This is a genomic window from Shewanella sp. SP2S2-6 (assembly GCF_031931965.1).
Lineage (GTDB): Bacteria > Pseudomonadota > Gammaproteobacteria > Enterobacterales > Shewanellaceae > Shewanella > Shewanella baltica.
In genome coordinates, this window is record NZ_JAUOEQ010000009.1 from 104,860 (window position 1) to 123,479 (window position 18,620).

At 45.5% G+C, this 18,620-nt stretch carries 17 protein-coding genes and 1 pseudogene; 11 read left to right on the forward strand and 7 right to left on the reverse strand.

Translation table 11 applies throughout. The annotated features are described in order from the left end of the window. Nucleotides 1–2: 2 nt before the first annotated feature. Nucleotides 3–719, forward strand: coding sequence for an SPOR domain-containing protein (locus Q4Q57_RS09125; protein WP_012088109.1), 717 nt, complete (start codon nt 3–5; stop codon nt 717–719). A gap of 336 nt (nt 720–1,055) precedes the next feature. Then, nucleotides 1,056–1,280, forward strand: coding sequence for a hypothetical protein (locus Q4Q57_RS09130; RefSeq protein ID WP_006083282.1), 225 nt, complete (start codon nt 1,056–1,058; stop codon nt 1,278–1,280). Nucleotides 1,281–1,484: 204 nt separating this feature from the next. Here Q4Q57_RS09130 and Q4Q57_RS09135 read toward each other — a convergent pair whose 3' ends face one another. The 3 genes from Q4Q57_RS09135 to Q4Q57_RS09145 are packed head-to-tail and all read right to left on the reverse strand — an operon-like array spanning nt 1,485 to nt 3,841. Then, nucleotides 1,485–2,423: an SPFH domain-containing protein gene (locus tag Q4Q57_RS09135; protein ID WP_063883327.1), complete on the reverse strand. Its 939-nt coding sequence runs from the start codon at nt 2,421–2,423 to the stop codon at nt 1,485–1,487. Beyond that, on the reverse strand, nt 2,423–3,358 hold the full coding sequence (locus Q4Q57_RS09140) for an SPFH domain-containing protein (RefSeq protein ID WP_006083284.1): 936 nt from the start codon (nt 3,356–3,358) through the stop codon (nt 2,423–2,425). The genes Q4Q57_RS09135 and Q4Q57_RS09140 overlap by 1 nt, the downstream gene beginning before the upstream one ends. Before the next feature lie 12 nt (nt 3,359–3,370). Continuing rightward, entirely contained in the window at nt 3,371–3,841 is a 471-nt protein-coding gene (locus Q4Q57_RS09145; RefSeq protein ID WP_311890633.1) for an NfeD family protein, read from the reverse strand. Nucleotides 3,842–4,316: 475 nt separating this feature from the next. Between Q4Q57_RS09145 and Q4Q57_RS09150 the strand changes: the two genes are divergently transcribed. Next, nucleotides 4,317–5,069: an outer membrane protein OmpK gene (locus Q4Q57_RS09150; protein ID WP_063883325.1), complete on the forward strand. Its 753-nt coding sequence runs from the start codon at nt 4,317–4,319 to the stop codon at nt 5,067–5,069. Between the two features lie 101 nt (nt 5,070–5,170). Here the strand turns inward: Q4Q57_RS09150 and udp are convergent, their stop codons facing one another. Further along, complete coding sequence (udp, locus tag Q4Q57_RS09155; RefSeq protein WP_006083287.1) at nt 5,171–5,929, reverse strand: uridine phosphorylase; 759 nt, start codon at nt 5,927–5,929, stop codon at nt 5,171–5,173. Nucleotides 5,930–6,342: 413 nt separating this feature from the next. Here udp and Q4Q57_RS09160 point away from each other — a divergent pair, with 413 nt between their 5' ends. Further along, nucleotides 6,343–6,555, forward strand: a complete 213-nt coding sequence (locus Q4Q57_RS09160; protein ID WP_006083288.1) for a YdcH family protein — start codon at nt 6,343–6,345, stop codon at nt 6,553–6,555. A gap of 64 nt (nt 6,556–6,619) precedes the next feature. Here Q4Q57_RS09160 and Q4Q57_RS09165 read toward each other — a convergent pair whose 3' ends face one another. Next, on the reverse strand, nt 6,620–7,795 hold the full coding sequence (locus tag Q4Q57_RS09165; protein ID WP_006083289.1) for a type III PLP-dependent enzyme: 1,176 nt from the start codon (nt 7,793–7,795) through the stop codon (nt 6,620–6,622). A 643-nt stretch (nt 7,796–8,438) separates the two neighbouring features. Then, the gene (locus Q4Q57_RS09170; RefSeq protein ID WP_107946432.1) at nt 8,439–8,918 is read right to left on the reverse strand and encodes a hypothetical protein; all 480 of its coding nucleotides are present in this window, start codon (nt 8,916–8,918) and stop codon (nt 8,439–8,441) included. Between the two features lie 170 nt (nt 8,919–9,088). Here Q4Q57_RS09170 and Q4Q57_RS09175 point away from each other — a divergent pair, with 170 nt between their 5' ends. From Q4Q57_RS09175 to Q4Q57_RS09185, 3 genes and pseudogenes are all read left to right on the forward strand, one after another. Next, on the forward strand, nt 9,089–9,925 hold the full coding sequence (locus tag Q4Q57_RS09175; protein ID WP_311890634.1) for a mechanosensitive ion channel family protein: 837 nt from the start codon (nt 9,089–9,091) through the stop codon (nt 9,923–9,925). A gap of 118 nt (nt 9,926–10,043) precedes the next feature. Next, nucleotides 10,044–11,579 (forward strand): tetratricopeptide repeat protein, encoded by a 1,536-nt coding sequence (locus Q4Q57_RS09180; RefSeq protein ID WP_311890635.1) that lies wholly within the window; start codon nt 10,044–10,046, stop codon nt 11,577–11,579. Between the two features lie 236 nt (nt 11,580–11,815). Further along, nucleotides 11,816–12,592, forward strand: a pseudogene (locus Q4Q57_RS09185) (substrate-binding periplasmic protein). A 33-nt stretch (nt 12,593–12,625) separates the two neighbouring features. Here Q4Q57_RS09185 and Q4Q57_RS09190 read toward each other — a convergent pair. Next, on the reverse strand, nt 12,626–13,465 hold the full coding sequence (locus Q4Q57_RS09190) for a LysR family transcriptional regulator (RefSeq protein ID WP_311890636.1): 840 nt from the start codon (nt 13,463–13,465) through the stop codon (nt 12,626–12,628). 189 nt (nt 13,466–13,654) lie between these two features. Here Q4Q57_RS09190 and Q4Q57_RS09195 point away from each other — a divergent pair, with 189 nt between their 5' ends. The 4 genes from Q4Q57_RS09195 (at nt 13,655) to Q4Q57_RS09210 (ending at nt 18,601) form a co-directional block, all read left to right on the forward strand. Continuing rightward, on the forward strand, nt 13,655–14,386 hold the full coding sequence (locus tag Q4Q57_RS09195) for an SDR family oxidoreductase (protein ID WP_311890637.1): 732 nt from the start codon (nt 13,655–13,657) through the stop codon (nt 14,384–14,386). Between the two features lie 520 nt (nt 14,387–14,906). After that, nucleotides 14,907–15,236, forward strand: a complete 330-nt coding sequence (locus Q4Q57_RS09200; protein WP_311890638.1) for a cytochrome c — start codon at nt 14,907–14,909, stop codon at nt 15,234–15,236. Between the two features lie 200 nt (nt 15,237–15,436). Next, nucleotides 15,437–17,161: a DUF3373 family protein gene (locus Q4Q57_RS09205; protein WP_311890639.1), complete on the forward strand. Its 1,725-nt coding sequence runs from the start codon at nt 15,437–15,439 to the stop codon at nt 17,159–17,161. A 54-nt stretch (nt 17,162–17,215) separates the two neighbouring features. Beyond that, a complete protein-coding gene (locus Q4Q57_RS09210; RefSeq protein ID WP_311890640.1) occupies nt 17,216–18,601 on the forward strand; it encodes a tetrathionate reductase family octaheme c-type cytochrome in 1,386 nt (461 codons plus the stop codon). Nucleotides 18,602–18,620 lie beyond the last annotated feature (19 nt).

Sequence of the window (18,620 nt, forward strand, 5' to 3'; positions counted from 1 at the left end):
CCATGAGTAATCGCGATTATGCCAATAGAAGGCCGCAGTCGGGCGCTAAACCGCGCCCAGTCCGCGCGACTCGCCCAACCCGAGCAAAGCCTTCACAATCTAAATCAGCGCCGCGTAAGAAGCTGCCGCTGACGCTGATAGGCTTTGTCATACTCGCTGTGGGTTGTTTCGTCTATTTTCTATGGAGCATTAAAGATAATGCTCAGCAAGAAGAGCAGCCGAGGCCAACTCCGGCTAAGAAAACTGAAGTCCGAGTTAAGCCGCAAGAAAATGTGGTGCTCACCCCTAAGGTGAAAGAACCCGAGCGTAAAGCCGTCGTTATTCCTGTGGCGACAGAGGAGACAGCAGAGCCTGTTGCTCCGCCGAAAAAGGACCCTAACGCTCTGCCGCCTCAACCGAAGGAAGAATGGACCTATCTCAGTGAGCTTGAAAACAAGCATGTTGAAGTCGATATTCCCGATGTGGTCGCGAGCCGAACACCGATGCAATATCAGTTGCAGTGTGCTTCTTTCCGCCAAGAATCACAGGCGAACGAGATGAAAGCCGTGATCGCTTTCCAAGGTTTAGAGGCGCAAGTAAGACAGGTCGAAGGTACGACAGGTATGTGGTACAAAGTCGCTTTAGGTCCTTACGAACGTAAGCGTGATGCAGAACGTAAGCGTCATACGCTACAAAATGCGGGGATTAATGGTTGTCAGATTCTGGCAATCCCTAAATAAGGCTTCACCCTTTCTAGGCTTATTTTAATAAGCCTAGTCACAAAAAATAGCGGCCAGCGTTTATAGCTCGTCACTATTTTTTATCCGCTACGATTTAGCTTGCTGCATAACTCAGCATTCGCTCCAAGCTCATCTAGACACGCCCAGTTTTAAACAACCCTATTTTTTAAAGTACTGTTTTGCTAAATCTATAACTGATTATTTATAAACAACAAAATCCTTTATTAATAAAGATTAATATGCAGTTTAATTGACCTAGATCAAACTTAGGCGTATCTCTTAAGTAACAGCAAGACTGTTGTATCTGTGTCAAATCCAACCTTAGGGTGAAGTATTATGAATGCATTAATCGAGATAGAAGCCACCGAATTCAGCCAACTTTTCAAAAGTGGTGACATGCTAGGAATTAGAATGTTTATGGAGCATGTTCGCATGCCGCTGGATGTTCAAGACAAGATTTATGACGAAATTTCTGCGCTTCAGCAATTAGAGCAAAACCAAATTGCCAAGCTCATTGAAACCCACGCCCATTCCCAAATTCATGAACGCCTAGCTTATTAGCCTTCCATTCAATGAAAAATTTATCTATGCCCAACTGCAGCTTCTCGCGGTTCACTCAACAGAAGCTGCATGATCTCCCCCTCTCCTCTACACTATCCGCCACACAAACCGTCACACATCATCCAATTACAGCCAAAAAATAAGGCCAAATACCTGAGTATTTGACCTTAATAAACTAGCTAATTTCAGATGTTAACCAGAGCCTTAGCTCGGCTTTTCTTCCGTTAAGCCTATGCTATTCATCCAGTAATCGAAATCCACCATATTACCCGGCAATACTACTCGGCTATTCTTCTGGCTTAAGCCATCGAGCTGTTTAAAGTACTGTTCACCGAGCTGCATCCGCAGAGCATTGTGACCACCCGGCGCGGCAATCACAGAGGCTAAACGCTCAATCGATTCCGCCGTCGCGCGGGAAATCGTTAAAATTTCCTCAGCCTTACCTTCGGCTTCGTTAATCCGGCGCTGCATCTCACCTTCAGAGCGGTTTACCGTCTCAGCTTTAACGCCTTCTGAACGATTAATCTTGCTCTGCTTGTCGCCTTCACTCTTAGCCAATAATGCCCGGCGCTCACGCTCAGCATTCACTTGCATTTCCATGGCATTTTTAACGGTTTCAGGCGGCGTGATATTTTTAATCTCATAACGATGCACACGTATTCCCCACATGGCACCCGCTTGATCTAAGACTTGCACTACCTTGGCAGAAATCACATCACGCTCTTCGAAGGTACGGTCAAGGTCCAGCGTCCCAATGACAGAGCGTGTGGTGGTTTGCGCCAACTGGATAGCCGCGTAGCGATAATCAGTAATACCGTAACTGGCTTTGACTGGGTCAGTTACAGAGATATAAATCACCCCGTCGACCTCAACGTTAACTTCGTCGCTCGAAAAACACTCCTGCGGCGGTACATCGATGGTCTCTTCTTTCAAATCATGAATGAAAGCGACTTTGTCCACAAAGGGGATCAAGGTATGGAAACCCGCATCTAAGGTGCTGTGGTACTTACCTAAACGCTCAACAATATAAGCCGATTTAGTGGGTACTAGGCGAATAGATTGAAAAAGCTTAATCACGAAAATGGCAAAAATCAGTCCCCAAATTGCCATCACAATCAAATCTGTATCTAATGGAATATTCATTATCGCGCTCCTTTGCCACTATTATTCTGGCCACTCACTGTCTGAGTGACTTGCTCCATGCCTTCGAAGAAACCTTCGAGTTTCGCCATTTCAGCGGGGACCACAGAAACTTGTGCGTCATTGAGGATCTTGCCAACCTGAGCGATAAACTGCTCTTTCAGTAACATATTCATCGCATCGGTACCGCCATTAACAGCTAACGCCTGCGAGATCATTGCCATGCCTTCGGATTTCGCTTTAGCGATAATAGCAATCTCTTGCCCTGTACCTTTGGCTTCATTAATCCGTTTCTGTTTTTGACCTTCTGACAGGTTAATCGCCTCTTGGCGCTCACCTTCAGACATATTGATCATCGCCGCTTTTTCCGCATTGGCCAACGTGATTTCGGCGCGTTTGCGACGCTCGGCTTCCATCTGCTTCTCAAGGGTGTGGATCACATGGCGCGAAGGAGTGATATTGCGAATTTCATAGCGCAATACTTTGATCCCCCAAGGCTCAGACGCCTTATCTATTTCCCGCACTATGGATTCATTCAAACTATCACGCTCGGAGAATGTCTCACTCAAACTCAGCTTACCTATCTCAGAACGCATTGTAGTTTGGGCTAAGTTCACAGCCGCTTTACGATAGTTTTCAATACCATAACTCGCCAGTTTGCCGTCCATCACTTTTAGGTAGACTAAACCGTCCACTTCCAGTTGAGTGTTATCTTTAGAGATACAGCTCTGTGGCGGCACATCTAATACTTGCTCACGGGTATCGTGACGGTAGGAGACGCGGTCGAAGAAAGGGATCAAAAAATGAAATCCAGGGCTTAATACTGCACGGAATTTGCCAAGACGCTCAATGACATGCACTTCACGCATCGGCACGATAAGCATCAACTTATAGAGAATAAAAAAGATAAATAAAATGACTAAGGTAAATACAAACATAGATTCCATCCTTTAGTTTTTGGAAGCTTCTATTGAAATAGGCTCAACGACTAGAGCGATATTTTCACGACAAATAATTCTGACTTCGGTCCCCGCAGCGATAGTGGTGCCATCGCCAAGCGCTGGCCATTCACTCCCCTGAAATTCCACCCGCCCGGGTGTTTGCCCTGGACCTATGGTCTGCTTTACGCGAACAATTTGATTGTATAGATCGATTGCTTCATCCGTGTTATCCACATGGGAATCACCACCAACGAGCCTTTGAGTCACTTGTCTGAAGGTCAATAACAGCACAATGGCCGAGATAAACCACAGGGTCATGCTCTGCACTAAGCCTTCGACTAGCCCTATGCCTAACGCGCCAGCCACGACTAAACAAGCCGCACCCAGCAACACTATGATGCCACCGGGAACCACTATTTCGGCGAGCATGAATACTAGCCCCACCACAGCCCACACTAAAATCGGATTTGAAAACTCCATATTTCCCCCTGAAATGAGAGTGTCCTTTGCAGCAACTATAACAGCAGCGTTTCGGATAAGCGACATAATATGTCAAAATTTACTAAGCCGAATGCGCAATCAATCTCCTATGTGTTAGGCCTCATTCTCCTACATCCATACGGCAATGCCCTTAGGTTGTTTTAAAATTAAGCATAATCAATTCAAAAAGATAGCAAACCTCAAAGCCGACACTTATTCATCCACAGAAAAATCTATTTAAAATCAATCGGCTAAAAATGGATTTTCACCATAACGATTATGTGATTTTGACAACAACATTCGATAAAAACTTTGAATAAATGTAAATTTTTGCATATATTGCCCCCACTTTTGTGCCAGTCCTTTGACGTACACTCACGCTAGGTTTGAACTTACCCATCAAACCATGCCATAGGTCAGAGAGCGGATTGAGTAAGACGCGAATTAACTTCCACCTATACAACAGGAAATAACAATGAAAAAAACATGCCTATGCCTAGCACTTATGCTTTCTCCTCAAGCATTTGCGGGTGACTTAGTACAATGGTGGGATTTCAGTGCAACAGCCCTCTATGGCGAAGACTACGATTTAGCGCCATCAGACAAACAAGCCACTATTACCTTAGAAACGGCGGGCGGCTGGAAATACGGTGATTGGTTTGCCTTCCAAGACTTTATCTATTTCAAAGGTAACGACACTGGCATGGAAAGCACCACCTATGGTGAAATTTCGCCACGCTTCAGTGCCAGTAAAATCCTCGGCGAGAAAATCGCCTTTGGTCCAGTAACAGATTTATCTCTGGCACTGACCTATGAAGAAGGTGAAGGCCCAGTTCACAGCCTTCTTTACGGTTTAGGCGTTGATGTCGCCGTGCCTTATTTCACTTACCTGAACTTTAATACCTATCGCCGCAATGGTATGAGCACAGGTAACAACAGTGACGGCTGGCAGTTCACCCCTGTATTTCGCATCGACATTCCCGTTGGTTCAGCCAACATAGTACTCGATGGCTTTATCGACTGGGTATTTGCCACCGACGATAACGGCTACGAGGAGAACTTCCACTTCAACCCACAGCTGAAATACGATCTTGGTAAGAGTCTGTTCGGGGATCATCAAGCCAATAAATTATTGGTGGGTATCGAATATGATTTGTGGACCAACAAATACGGTGTGAAAGGCGTCGATCAAGACACTTACTCTGTGATTGCCCAGTACCACTTCTAATCGGTATCGACACTATTTTGAAGTAACAAAAAAGGTGCCATTGGCACCTTTTTTAGTTTGGTCACTCACTTTGCAGGGGAGTGTCGCTTAGCGTAATAAAATTAGGCTAACAATTTTTTCGCTGCTGCAACCACGATAGAAACCGCACTGACTTCGGTTTTCTTCATTGTAGCTTCATCAGGAATTTCTTGTTGGGTGCGGTTTACAATCACACCAGCAACACAGGCAGCACGCCAGCCTTGAGTGGCACACATAGTGAATAAGGTGGAAGATTCCATCTCATAGTTCAGTACGCCCATATCTTGCCATTCTTTCATTGAACCCGCGAAACGACGCGTTACACGGCCAGTGACAGTATCATAACGCTCTTGGCCTGGGTAGAAAGTATCAGAAGAAGCCGTTACGCCAATGTGTGGCTCTACGCCTGCATCGCGACACGCTGCAACCATAGCAGTGGTACATTCAAAGTTTGCAACCGCAGGGAACTCCATAGGTGCAAAGTGTAAGCTCGCGCCATCTAAACGCACTGAAGCTTGAGTCACAATTACATCGCCCACATTCACGTGGGGTTGAATTGCACCTGTAGTACCAACGCGCAGGAAGGTATTCACACCTAACTGTGCAAGTTCTTCTACTGCGATAGAAGTCGATGGACCACCGATACCGGTTGAACACACGACTACTGGCTTGCCATCGGCATAAGCTAAATAGCTTGTATACTCGCGGTGGCTAGCAAGAAACGTCGCATTGTCCATTAGTTCGGCAATACGTTTTACGCGCTCTGGATCACCTGGAACGATTGCCAAAGTTGCACCATCGAGCATTGCTTTGGTCAAACCTAAATGAAATACATCAGCCATTGTGAAAACCCCTTTCATTTTTGATAATTAAATTCTTATAAAATCGACTTTAACCTAGTATCGAAGCGGTGAAGGTTAACTTGATCACAGAATTATCGGCAAGAAGTAATTGTTTAGTCGTAATCAAATTACCAATCCCCCTCACATCTGATCACAAGATAGCAAATTTGCCCGCACTGCGAATGTCAGTCTGATTTATGCCTAACAAAGTGTGAACCAGATCCTAATCACATGCCATAGATAGCGGCAAAGATCGTTTAATAAGCTGATTTATAAGAAATTAAAATAAATCATCATTTAGTATTAATCTGAAGCGGGATGAAAGGTGATCTAAATCACGTTTCACTAGAGAGTGAAAGGTTAGGGTTAAGACGAAACCAGAAGTGTAATAAATGACGACAAGGAGAATGCCGATGTTTCCAGAGTACAGAGAATTAATTTCCACCTTGAAAACCCAAGATGCTCATTTTCAACGTAAGTTTAACGAGCATAATCAGTTAGACGAGGAAATCAAACAACTGGAAAAACGTGTCGCCAGTGATTTCAACCCGACAGTGAAAGAACTCAAAAGCAGAAAGTTACACCTAAAAGAAGAGATTTATCAGATCCTCAAATCCCACGAGTAATTCCAAACTTCTTTAGCGAACAACAAGGGCGCCTAAGCGCCCTTATTCATGTCATCGTAATCGCTTACAGATAGTAATCTTTCAGCGGTGGGAAACCGTTAAAGCACACTGCCGAATACGTCGTCGTATAAGCGCCAGCGGTTAACCAATACATGCGATCACCAATGGCTAAGTCATTCGGTAAACCATAGCTGTAGTGCTCATACATGATATCGGCACTGTCGCAGGTTGGGCCGGCAATCACGCATTTATCCAGCTCGCCTTGACGATCAGTATAAATCGGGAACTTAATCGCCTCGTCCATCGTTTCAATCAAGCCTGAGAATTTACCCACATCGGTGAACACCCAACGCTCTAACGCTGTGTAGGATTTTTTGCTGATCAGTACCACTTCAGACACTAAAATCCCCGCGTTAGAAATCAACGATCGGCCCGGCTCCAGAATAATTTGCGGTAAATCGTCACCGAAATCTTCCTTCAGGAAGTGAGTGATCTGCTCGGCATACACACCCAATTGATTGGTTTTATCAATATAGTTAGCAGGGAAACCGCCGCCCATGTTGATCATCTTCAGGGTGATATTGTGCTCATCACGCAGACGGTCAAAAATGCTTTTCACTTTACCAATGGCAGAATCCCAAGCACCGATGTCACGTTGCTGTGAACCGACGTGGAAAGAAATACCGAAAGGTTCTAAACCCAATTCCTGCGCCAATACTAATAGCTCATAGGCCATTTCGTTTTGGCAGCCGAATTTACGCGATAACGGCCAATCAGCCGTGTCTGTACCTTCGGTCAAAATGCGCACGTAAATACGCGATCCCGGTGCTTCTTCGGCGATCATTCGCAGATCGGCTTCTGAGTCGGATGCATACATACGCACGCCGCGCTCATAAAATGCACGTACATCTTGACGCTTTTTAATGGTATTGCCGTAGCTGACTCGGTCGGTTGTCACGCCGACATTCATGACCATATCTAGCTCATAAATCGAGGCAATATCAAAGTTTGACCCTTTATCTTTAAGTAAAGATAAGATCTCGGCCGCGGGGTTTGCCTTAACTGCATAATAAACGTTGGCGTAAGGAAAACTATTAACCATGTCATCGTATTGTTTCGCTATGATACTGGTATCAATCACTACGAACGGGGTTGCTTTGTCTTTGGCAAACGCTTCAATACGCTTGAATGTGTCCATGTCATAATAGTCAGCAACATCAATAGATTGAAATTGGCTCATTGGGCCAGAGTCTCCTTTGGGTCAAGTAGAAAAAAGTGAGTGTAATGTCTTAAAAAACGTGCGCAGTAAACGATATTTTATCGCTTTACGCAACGAATTTTTATGCTGATTTTATAACTTTTTATTCCACAATGTTTTAAGGGGCTAAACCATCAAAAAAAGCCTCTATAAAACAAATAATTATGCACACAAACTCTAATACCAATCGTATTAAATATCTGTTCATTCAGCGGGAGTTCAACGCGCTTTAGACAAGGCGAAGGCTTGAAGGCATAGTGGTGCTCTGTCGAAAGCTTTAAACGCAGTATAAAGCGCGTTGAAACCCGCCCTTCGGGAGTCTCACAGGCATCCCACTCCGGTGTTACATTGACTTAAAAGGGAATAACCATTTCTGCGTCAATGCGCCTTGGATTGAGATGCCTGTGAGGCTCTGAACTGATTAGATATTTAATGTGATTGGTATAAGGTAAATTTGTGTGCATTAGCAGAATAAAAAGTGAATTTTTTACGACGTTATCGCAAAGGAGATGGATTGACTGGCTCACGCCAACATTTCCATCCCAAAGCGATAAGCTTGAGGGGCGAGCGCACCACGAAAGAAGGCTAATCTGATGCCTTAAAATAGTTCAAGTAAATTAAATCGTTACTGCGGCTGATTCAGTTTTGCGAGTGCTTGGCCCAAGGCTTCACTGGAATCAAAATAGGCGATATCTAAAATATTACGCTGATTGAGCAATATCATAGTGGCCATATCTTTGGTATCTGGTAGTAAACGACTGATCTCACCTTCCCTATCTAACCCAATCGCAAAGGGTAAATCTTGCATTTGTGGCACAGCAACAAACTTAGCAATCAAAGAAGGCATGCCACTGATATCCGCGACATAAACTAACCCAGCAGGCATTTGAGTCGTACTCAGAGGCGTGAGTGCTTCTTTAATCACATCGCCGCCTTTCATGCTGCGGCTAAAGAGTAAAACTTGAGTTTCATCTGTCACACTTATCGTTTGATCATTTTGATCGAGAAGTGAAATAGGATTAATCGCATCGCCAGCAACATAACTCGCAGCATAGGCCCACATGGGGGTTAATAGACAAGACAGACATAACAACAGCGTTTTCATAAACACTCGACTCCATTATTGGATAGGCGGACAGCATACCTGACTCCCCCTATCGACTCATTAAACCAACCGCGATTACATGATACGCTTCACACATGCATGGCGAATAAGCATTTGATGGGATTTCTGCGCTATACTCGCTCAGTTAAGTTTATTACAAGGATATCATAATGATAACACCTGGACTCGATCAGGAATTGCAGCAACTACAAGGCGTTTATCAGCTGATCACAGAGTTTTTAGTTACCTATAGCTTCCAATTGGTCGGCGCTTTGCTGATCTTTTTACTGGGTTTGTGGGTCGCCAGTAAGGCATCACGTTTAGTCGCGAAGCAGTTCGAAAAACACAATATCGACATTACCTTAAGCAATTTTGTCAGTAACCTTATCCGCATTCTGATCATCATAATGGTTGGGATCATCGCCCTCGGCAAAATTGGCATCAGCGTCACCCCTATGGTGGCAGCCATTGGTGCAGCCTCCTTAGGTGCTGGCTTAGCCTTGCAAGGCATGTTGGCCAACTATGCCGCCGGCGTGACCATTATCGTCACCCGTCCTTTCGTGGTGGGAAACACTATCGAAATCAAAGGGGAAAGCGGCGTCGTTAAACGTATTCACTTAGGCATGACCATTCTGAGTAATGAGGAAGGCGAGCAAATCAGCATTCCCAATAAGCATATCGTCGGTGAGATCCTGCATAATTCCTTTAGCAATAAACTGGTCGAAACCCAGTTTAATCTCAGTTACAACACAGATCCCGAACGAGCTATTAGTGTGATCACTGAGTTATTGGGCAACAATCCTTATGTCTATCAAGAGACCATGCCCAATGTCGGCATCAATGGTTTTAATGCTATCGGGATTGAAATGGGAGTGCGCTATTGGGTGCCCACGCAAAGCTATTTTCAGCATAAATATAAGGTGAACTTAGCCCTCTACAACGCCCTTAAGCAGGCGGGAATAGAGATTGCCTGCCCCATCAGGGAGATCCATCTGCAAGATAAATAACGCTAATGATCCTGGGGTTGACCGGCGTAGTCGGTCAGCCTAGCTCACATTGTAAACTTGCATTCTTGTACGAATTTACGTTTACTATGCTCCCAAATATCGATAGTGATGGATTACTATGTTGTTGATACTCATAATTATTGCTTTTGTTGTACTGTTTATTTTCTTCGCTAAATATCAAAAAAAACAAGCTCAAGCCGAAGCGCTTGCCGCAGGAGAGCCCAATGCGCTACTCCATCATGGCATCGCACTGATTAATAAAAATCAAGTGGAAGCTGGCTTAGATTTTATTCATCAAGCAGTGGATAAAGGGCTGGCCGTTGCGGCTATCACCCTTGCCGAATTATATTCGGGTCGATTCCCACAAATCCCCGCCGATCCCAAGGCATCTAACGATTGGTATAAAAAAGCCGCCGAAATAGAGCCTCAATATTTACCCATGCTCACCTTACCTAATTTGCTCTCTTCTGGATCGCAAACACTCGATGAGTTAATCGCACAAGTAGAGCAACTCAAACCTAATGCCGAAGCGGGGCAAGCCGAGTTTCAATATGAGCTTGCTTACTTGTATCTAAGCCAGCCCTTTCTCGATCCCGATGCTAGCCAAGCAATTTACTGGTTCGAAAAAGCCGCCGCACAAGAAGACCAAAGAGCCTATTACCATTTAGCCACACTCTACTGGCATGATGAACGCGTTACTTCGGACTATTCCAAAGCACGGGAATACTTTGAAAAATCTGCCGCCGCTGGTGATGAATTAGCAAAAGATGATCTAGGGTATATGCTTGCCGCAGGCCAAGGTGGACCTAAAGATTTAGCTCGCGCAGAGGCATTACTTAGCGAGCGCGCCGCAGACGATGATTTCCGCCAGTATTATCTTGGTAAACGTTTCCTCTACGGTGAAGATTTTGCTGTCGACTATAACAAGGCGCGCCATTGGTTAAGCCAATCTGTCGCTAGAGGTAATGACTTCGCTAAGATTGAATTTGCTCATCTTTTACTGAAAGCGCCACAAAATGAAAGTGATTACCAACAGGCTAAAATTGACTTTGAAGAATTCGCACTTAAGTGGAATGAAGACGCACTGCTAGGCCTAGGCAAGATTTATGAGCAAGGTTTAGGCGTGAGTCGCCAACCGATTAAAGCGTTAATGCATTACCAGCTCGCGGCCATGAGCAATAGAGCCGATCATCTAAAAGAATTAGCTAGATTGAGTCAACAACTAGGCACCTTAGAGATAAGAGAGGCCGAGCGGCTGCGTGACAGTTTCTTGCATCAGTATCCGATCCCCACTGAGCAACAACAATATTTTTATTCCTATAAGGCTGAATCATTTTTAAGTGGTGAAAAACCCACTCAAGAGGCTCTACAGGCAGCAGAAACTTGGTTCATCAAATCGGCAGAGCTAGGTAATGAAATTGCTATGCGGGAACTGGTCAATATTTACAGCGCGGAGCGATTAAACAAGCCAGTACAAGTGTTTATTTGGTCTAGCTTATTACTGCGTCATTTTGGCAAATACGGTATGAATAGCGATCAGCTGCTCTACCAAACTAGCGCTAAATCTTGCTTAACAGAATCTGAACTTGCCTACGCCGAAACCCAAATTGAGGCCATTGAAACTCAATTAACGCCCTATCTTGAGTCTGTATAGGTAAGTTTCGCAGCAGCGAATGAGTCCCAGAAAAGGTTTGGCCAAATGAAATAAGCCAAACCTTTTAGTGATAAAATAGAGTGCATTTATAATTACTTAAAAAGCACAGTGGATTTATAAGCACTACAATCATTGTATTCACTAAACCTGTACGGCTAAATGACTAGACATAAAACCTAGTCGGATTAACTGTCCAGCCCGATAATTAAAACTGACCATTTTAATAGGCAAGATGAATGAGGCTGATACTGATAATCGTCATTTCATGCTTATTTCTGCCCCAAGCGAGAGCAGAAACCTTTGCTGTTGTCTGGCAAGCACACTGCCGCGATAGGCATCCTGTTATTTATTTCGAAAATGGTGAATGCAAAGGCCCAGGTGCTGCGGTGATCAATCAAGTTATCACCCGTCTAGGTCACAAGGTAAATTGGAGTAATGTGCCTTGGGCACGCACGATTAAAGTCGCGGAAACGGGGCAAGTCGACCTCATTCCCGTCCATTCGATGACACCCGAGCGCAACGATTTTCTGGACCCTATGCTACTGGGCTACGACAAGCGCTACGTCTATTAGTTTGCCCTTGCGAATCGACAGCTTGAGGTCAAAAATTTCGATGAATTAAAGCCTTATATCATTGGCGCACTCAGAGGCGCTTTTTACTGTCCGCAGTTCAATGACAATCAAAACCAACTAAAAGTGTCTTTTGTTAATGATAACGGCCAGTTAATCAATATGTTGAAGGCAGAACGTATCGATTTAGCCATCACCTCCGAACAACATGAGATGCAATTCTTTGCTAAAGATCCCCAACTTAAGCAGATGGAATACGTCGACATCAGCAAGAACGGTCGCTATTTCAGCATTCCGCTCAAGTCGCCGCGGCATCAATATGCCAAGCAAGTTCACCAGATAGTCGACGACATGCGCACCTCAGGCGAAATCACTCGGCTATTTGAATCCTATGGTGTCGAGCCACCGCTAAATCTCACTGAATCGCCCTTAGCGACTCACTGATCTGAATACTGATAACCCAAAACTAACTTGGAATTAATTCGCGCGTGCGGCTAAATGCCGTAACAAGGCAGCCAGCGTTGGCGCAATCGTCTGATGGGACGGGTAACACAGACCAATACGACGAAACATTCTCGGACCATCAAATTTTACTTGCTTGAGCCTAGGCTCATCCTCAATTAAACCATCGGGTAAAAAACTCACCCCAAATCCAGCCAGCACCAATGACATCACCAAAGATTTAGAGTCAGCCTTTGCGACCAGATTCAGTGACAAATTACTGCATGCCAGTAGTCCTATGGTTTGCTGATGTGCCTCACAGGGCGGACATTCAATAAAATCATACTGACTTAACTCTTCGGGGCGAATACGGTTAGCCTGTGCGAGCTGATGCTCAGTCGGAACGCACAGCACATAATCTTCTTCCCATAGCGGGAAAAACACTTCATCTTCATGGCGTAAACTGTCGATAGTTAAACGACAATCTGCGGGACTTTGGTAATCCACCAGCTCCAGATCTAGCTTCTCAATGGCTTGATTCACCTGCTGTAAAAATCCCGCCAAACGCCGCTGACTTAAGTCTGGCATCACAGCCAAACGTAGCTTTTGCCGGCTCGCCTTCGCCATAAATAAGCCTGGTAACTTACTCGCCTCCTCGACTAATTTAACCGCCAAAGGGTATAGATAGTGCGCGCTGTCCAAAGGTTTAACGCCTTTTTTGCTACGCTCAAATAACTGGCCGCCTAACTCTTCTTCCAATTGCTTTAAGCCAGCTGACAGTGAAGGCTGGCTCACAAAGCAACGGTTAGCCGCTGCGGTGATATTGTTCTCTTCAAAAATTGCGATAAAGAAACGCAGCAAACGTAAATCAACCATTTTATCTTCTCCGACAACGGCGAATTAAGTACAAAGTTCGACAATAGTGTCATAGGCTGAGCCTATCATATCCAGCTGGAATAAGTATTTTTCGGCTAAAAATCCCCAGCCTATACTACTGCCAACTTTAAGACGCCGAAGAACAATTTGTTTACGGCTCAGATTGGCTTCAATTAATAGGAAATACTAATGAATCAAGTTACTAAATCACTGGTGGTCATCACGGGCGCTTCATCGGGTATTGGCGCCGCTATGGCCAAAAGTTTTAGCGCCGCAGGCCACCCACTGTTATTACTGGCACGCCGGGTTGAAGCAATGCAAGCGCTTGAATTACCTAACAGCCTCTCTATCAGCGTCGATGTCACCGACGCTGCAGCCATTAAAACCGCCATAACCCAAGCCGAAGCACAATTCGGTCCTGTCGACTGTCTTATCAATAACGCGGGTGTGATGTTGCTGGGTCAAATCGATGTGCAAGATCCTAACGAATGGAGCCGCATGCTCAATATCAATGTGATGGGCGTACTTAATGGCATTCATGCGGTATTAGCCGACATGAAAGCTCGCAAAACTGGCACTATCATTAATGTCAGCTCAGTGGCGGGGCGTAAAACCTTTCCAAACCACGCCGCTTACTGCGCCACTAAATTTGCCGTGCACGCCTTAACAGAAAACATTCGTGAAGAAGTCGCAATGGATGACGTACGCCTGATCACTATCGCTCCCGGCGCGGTAGAAACTGAGTTGCTAAGCCATACCACCAGCGATGACATTAAAGCCGGTTACCATGACTGGAAAGATGAAATGGGCGGCGTAATCGCGCCTGAAAACGTCGCCGCTGCCGCGCTGTTTGCATGGCAACAACCGCAAAATGTCTGTGTGCGTGAGATAGTTTTGGCGCCAACACGTCAGCAACCTTAAAGGATTTGCTTGCTACGCTGCATTGCCCCAATGCCGAGCAAAACACAGCGTGCTCCCTATAGCACGCTGCATGACCCTCTCTGAGTCGAGATTAGGCTTTATCTTCGCTTATCTGATAAGCCGAATAGCAAGCAATCCATCAAGCCTAGACGCTTCTAATCGAGCCAAATTATTCAGAGTTACTACTTTAGATATAGTAAATTTTACAAAGTGTTAACTCGATCACTGTCGAATTTTAGCCCTTTTCGACCTTAAACCTACCTTGCTACACAACAAGCTAATTTAGCTATAGAAACAAACCTTTGTTTTTGAAAATGTAAATCCCCGTTAAAACCCTTATGCCGCCAATCAATTAGATTTTTATCAATGAAATTTTTATCAATTAGATTTTTCTAATGGAAGTGACGCACCTCAAATTTGCAGCGCCCTCGATTTGATAAATTAATTAACAAGGTGAAATCAATAAATGTATTTCACCAACAAAGCCGCATATTTGATCACAAAAAAATAAAGGAATGAGATGATGAAAACGTCAGTAAAGATCGCTATCGCACTCGCGCTAATCGGGGGAATAGGCATCAATGCCTATGCTGCGGAGGGGGGCAACCCAAAGAAAGGTAAACACTTATACAAAAAGGAATGTAAAGCCTGCCACGGCCAAGGTGGTGAGGGTGGCGAACTCACCCCTATGGCTAAAACCATGGGCCAGTGGGATCGCTTCTTCGATAAAGATAAACACAAAAACAAGCCTGAAGTATTCAACGGCCTCTCGGAGCAAGATCTCAAGGACATACAGCAATTTCTGTATGACCACGCGGCGGACTCAGACCAACCTCAAACCTGCGGTTGATCTCGAGCAAGGCCTTCGCGCCTTAACAGCCTAAAGCCATAGCACAGAGCGGCCCTGCAACTGCTTTACACCTAGCGGCTTAACACTCAAACCCAATGTGAGAAAAATGGGGAACACACCTCAGGGACTCCTATTGGGTAAATTTGGCGCAATTCAGCTTAAGTTGAACGCGCCGTAGGGAAAACTCAGGGAGAAACCTTATGCGTACCCTTATCTCAATACTGGTTGCAAATGCACTGTTTATGTCCGGTAGCGCTTTTGCTACCCCCCAGGACCCACAGACCGAAGCTCAAAAAATAGCGGAGTTAAATCAACAACTCGCAGATATCACGGAACAATTAGACGACCTCAATAACCGGGTCGATAAAACCGAGCGACACACGTCATTAGATCGCCTTGAAATTACTGGTGACTTTAGAACCAAAGCCCACTCGCTGCATTACCGTGATGTGGTTTGGAACCCTGCGATTAATGTCAACTTCAATGACTTTGGCGCCAAAGCTATGTCGGGCGCCTTCGGCATGCCCAACGATCTAAATTCGCCACTTGGCAAAATGATGCAAGCCAATCCAGACCTTGCCGCCGCCTTCCAAAATGGCATGTTGCAGGGCGTGATGCCCTATGTGCTCGCCCCCAAAAGCGTGCAGGACATAGATAACGACATCTACTACACCACTCGACTGCGCCTCAACCTTAAGGCAAAAGTATGGGATAACGTCAGCTTTGCTGGCCGTCTCAGTATGTTCAAAAACTGGGGCGACTCCACAGGAGTGCAAGTGTTTGACTCTTGGCGATCTTTCACTATGGATGGCACCAGCAGCGGCAATACCAGTGGCGACTGGTTGCGGGTCGAACGCTCCTATTTTGACTGGAAAAAAATCAACGGCTCCGAGTTTTATCTCTCCATTGGCCGTCGCCCTTCAACCTATGGCCCACCAAGCCACTACCGTGAAAACGAGCTACGTGGCGGCACGCCTTCAGGCCATTTAGTTAACTTCAACTTCGATGGCGCCACCTTAGGTTATAACCTAGGGGAAATCACCGGGGTTGAAGGGCAAGTTGTCCGTTTTTGTTACGGCCAAGGCTTTGAATCACAATGGGGCAATGGCGAAATGTTTGGTGACATAGTCACTAAAGATACCCACCTAGGTGGTTTTAATATCGATGCCATCAACGATGGCACCAACTTCCTCCAGTTCACCCTGTTTGGCGCTAAAGATGTGAATGACGGCTTTAAAGGCACTATGGCCTTCCCGACCCAGCTGGCGGGCATTTTCGCTCCGACCATGTACCAAGATATGCAAAAGTTCGACAATTTTAACTTTGTTACCCGAGTACAACCCAGCGGTGTGATTGGTGACATGTACCTAGGCGGGATTGGCTTTGCACGGGAAGAAGCAAACGATATTAAATGGTTTGCCTCACTCGGCTGGACTCGCGCCGAGCCCAATGGCAACGCAGGTATGTTTGGTGGCATGTTATCCGATGCTATCTTCGAGGCTGAGTTAAATAGCACTGGTACAGAGATCATCATGGTGCCTAAAACCAGTGACGATAGTGATACCAAAGACGGTTACGGCATTTATGTCGGCGTACAAATTCCTGCACCCTACGGCAAGTTTGGTCTGGAATATAACTATGGTTCTAAATATTGGACACCCTTCACCCAAGCCCAAGACGACCCTATCGGTAGCAAACTTGCCACCCGTGGTCATGTGGCCGAAGCCTATTATATCTTTGATATCAATCCAAAAATGTTTATCAAACTGGCCGGGCTTTACTACGACTATGAATACACAGGTAGCGGCACACCTGTGGGTGCTCCGCAAAAAATTGATGATGTATTAGCAGGTTCGGCTTACTCCATGTTGCCAGTGGTCGATACCGCCTTCGACATGAACGCCTCACTGACCATTAACTTCTAATCCGAATAGATAATCGCAATCAGCCCTCGGTCAAGCCGAGGGCGGGAGTACAAAATGAAAAGACTCTTATTTATTGCCTTGGCGGGCATGACATTACAAACCTATGCCGCCAATCCCCATAAAGATGCACTAAAAGGCCCCTTTACCACAGGTTCCGAAGTCACCACACAATGTTTAGTCTGCCACGAAGACCAAGCAACAGATGTGATGAAAACCTCCCACTGGACTTGGGAGTTAGCCCAAAAACTCCCCGATAGGATAGTAGTGCGGGGCAAGAAAAACAGTATTAACAACTTCTGCGTGTCTATCTCCAGCAATGAGCCTCGCTGCACTAGCTGTCATGCTGGCTATGGTTGGAAGGACAACACCTTTGATTTTAAAGATAAAACCAAAGTGGACTGCTTAGTCTGCCACGACACCACTGGCACCTATGTGAAAGATCCTGCGGGCGCTGGCGAACCTATGGCTAAGCTCGATCTAGCGAAGATAGCCCAAAATGTCGGCGCTCCAGTACGGGACAACTGCGGTAGCTGCCACTTCTACGGCGGTGGTGGTGATGCGGTGAAACACGGGGATCTTGATTCTTCCATGTCTTACCCTGACAAAGCGACCGATGTGCATATGGACAGTGATGGCAATGACTTCCAATGCCAAAACTGCCATACCACTGAAAAACATCAAATTTCGGGTAATGCCATGGGCGTGTCACCAGGCGGTATCGACCATATAGGTTGTGAAAACTGCCACGATAGCGCGCCGCACAGCAATAAAAAGCTCAATACCCATACCGCAACCGTGGCTTGCCAAACCTGCCATATTCCCTTCTTCGCTAAGAATGAACCCACCAAGATGCAGTGGGATTGGTCAACCGCAGGGGATGATAAGCCTGAAACCGTAGATCAATATGGTAAACACACCTATCAGAAGAAAAAGGGTGACTTTGTATGGGAGAAAATGGTTAAGCCCCAGTACGCTTGGTACAACGGCACCGCCAATGCCTATATGGCGGGAGACAAGATGGACCCGAATGTCGTCACTAAACTCACCTACCCAATGGGTGATATTAACGATGCCAAAGCCAAAATCTATCCCTTTAAAGTGCATACTGGTAAGCAGATTTACGACAAAAAACTCAATATCTTTGTGACCGCTAAAGTCTATGGCAAAGGGGGTTACTGGAGCGATTTCGATTGGAGCTTAGCTGCCAAACTCAGAATGGAAGCCAACCCGACTATGGTAGAAAAAGGCCTGAAATACAGTGGCGAATATGGCTTTGCTGAAACGGAAATGTGGTGGCGTATCAACCACATGGTATCACCTAAGGAGCAAGCATTAAATTGTAACGACTGCCATAACAAAGGCACACGACTTGATTGGCAAGCCTTGGGGTATCAAGGCGACCCAATGAAAAACAAACAAGGCCCTAAACATAAGCAATAACCCTATTGACTCGCCTAAA

Coding starts and splice junctions, on each gene's coding strand:
- Q4Q57_RS09125 (WP_012088109.1), top strand. CDS start 3: ATGAGTAATCGCGATTATGCCAATAGAAGGCCGCAGTCGGGCGCTAAA.
- Q4Q57_RS09130 (WP_006083282.1), top strand. CDS start 1,056: ATGAATGCATTAATCGAGATAGAAGCCACCGAATTCAGCCAACTTTTC.
- Q4Q57_RS09135 (WP_063883327.1), bottom strand. CDS start 2,423: ATGAATATTCCATTAGATACAGATTTGATTGTGATGGCAATTTGGGGA.
- Q4Q57_RS09140 (WP_006083284.1), bottom strand. CDS start 3,358: ATGTTTGTATTTACCTTAGTCATTTTATTTATCTTTTTTATTCTCTAT.
- Q4Q57_RS09145 (WP_311890633.1), bottom strand. CDS start 3,841: ATGGAGTTTTCAAATCCGATTTTAGTGTGGGCTGTGGTGGGGCTAGTA.
- Q4Q57_RS09150 (WP_063883325.1), top strand. CDS start 4,317: ATGAAAAAAACATGCCTATGCCTAGCACTTATGCTTTCTCCTCAAGCA.
- udp (WP_006083287.1), bottom strand. CDS start 5,929: ATGGCTGATGTATTTCATTTAGGTTTGACCAAAGCAATGCTCGATGGT.
- Q4Q57_RS09160 (WP_006083288.1), top strand. CDS start 6,343: ATGTTTCCAGAGTACAGAGAATTAATTTCCACCTTGAAAACCCAAGAT.
- Q4Q57_RS09165 (WP_006083289.1), bottom strand. CDS start 7,795: ATGAGCCAATTTCAATCTATTGATGTTGCTGACTATTATGACATGGAC.
- Q4Q57_RS09170 (WP_107946432.1), bottom strand. CDS start 8,918: ATGAAAACGCTGTTGTTATGTCTGTCTTGTCTATTAACCCCCATGTGG.
- Q4Q57_RS09175 (WP_311890634.1), top strand. CDS start 9,089: ATGATAACACCTGGACTCGATCAGGAATTGCAGCAACTACAAGGCGTT.
- Q4Q57_RS09180 (WP_311890635.1), top strand. CDS start 10,044: ATGTTGTTGATACTCATAATTATTGCTTTTGTTGTACTGTTTATTTTC.
- Q4Q57_RS09190 (WP_311890636.1), bottom strand. CDS start 13,465: ATGGTTGATTTACGTTTGCTGCGTTTCTTTATCGCAATTTTTGAAGAG.
- Q4Q57_RS09195 (WP_311890637.1), top strand. CDS start 13,655: ATGAATCAAGTTACTAAATCACTGGTGGTCATCACGGGCGCTTCATCG.
- Q4Q57_RS09200 (WP_311890638.1), top strand. CDS start 14,907: ATGATGAAAACGTCAGTAAAGATCGCTATCGCACTCGCGCTAATCGGG.
- Q4Q57_RS09205 (WP_311890639.1), top strand. CDS start 15,437: ATGCGTACCCTTATCTCAATACTGGTTGCAAATGCACTGTTTATGTCC.
- Q4Q57_RS09210 (WP_311890640.1), top strand. CDS start 17,216: ATGAAAAGACTCTTATTTATTGCCTTGGCGGGCATGACATTACAAACC.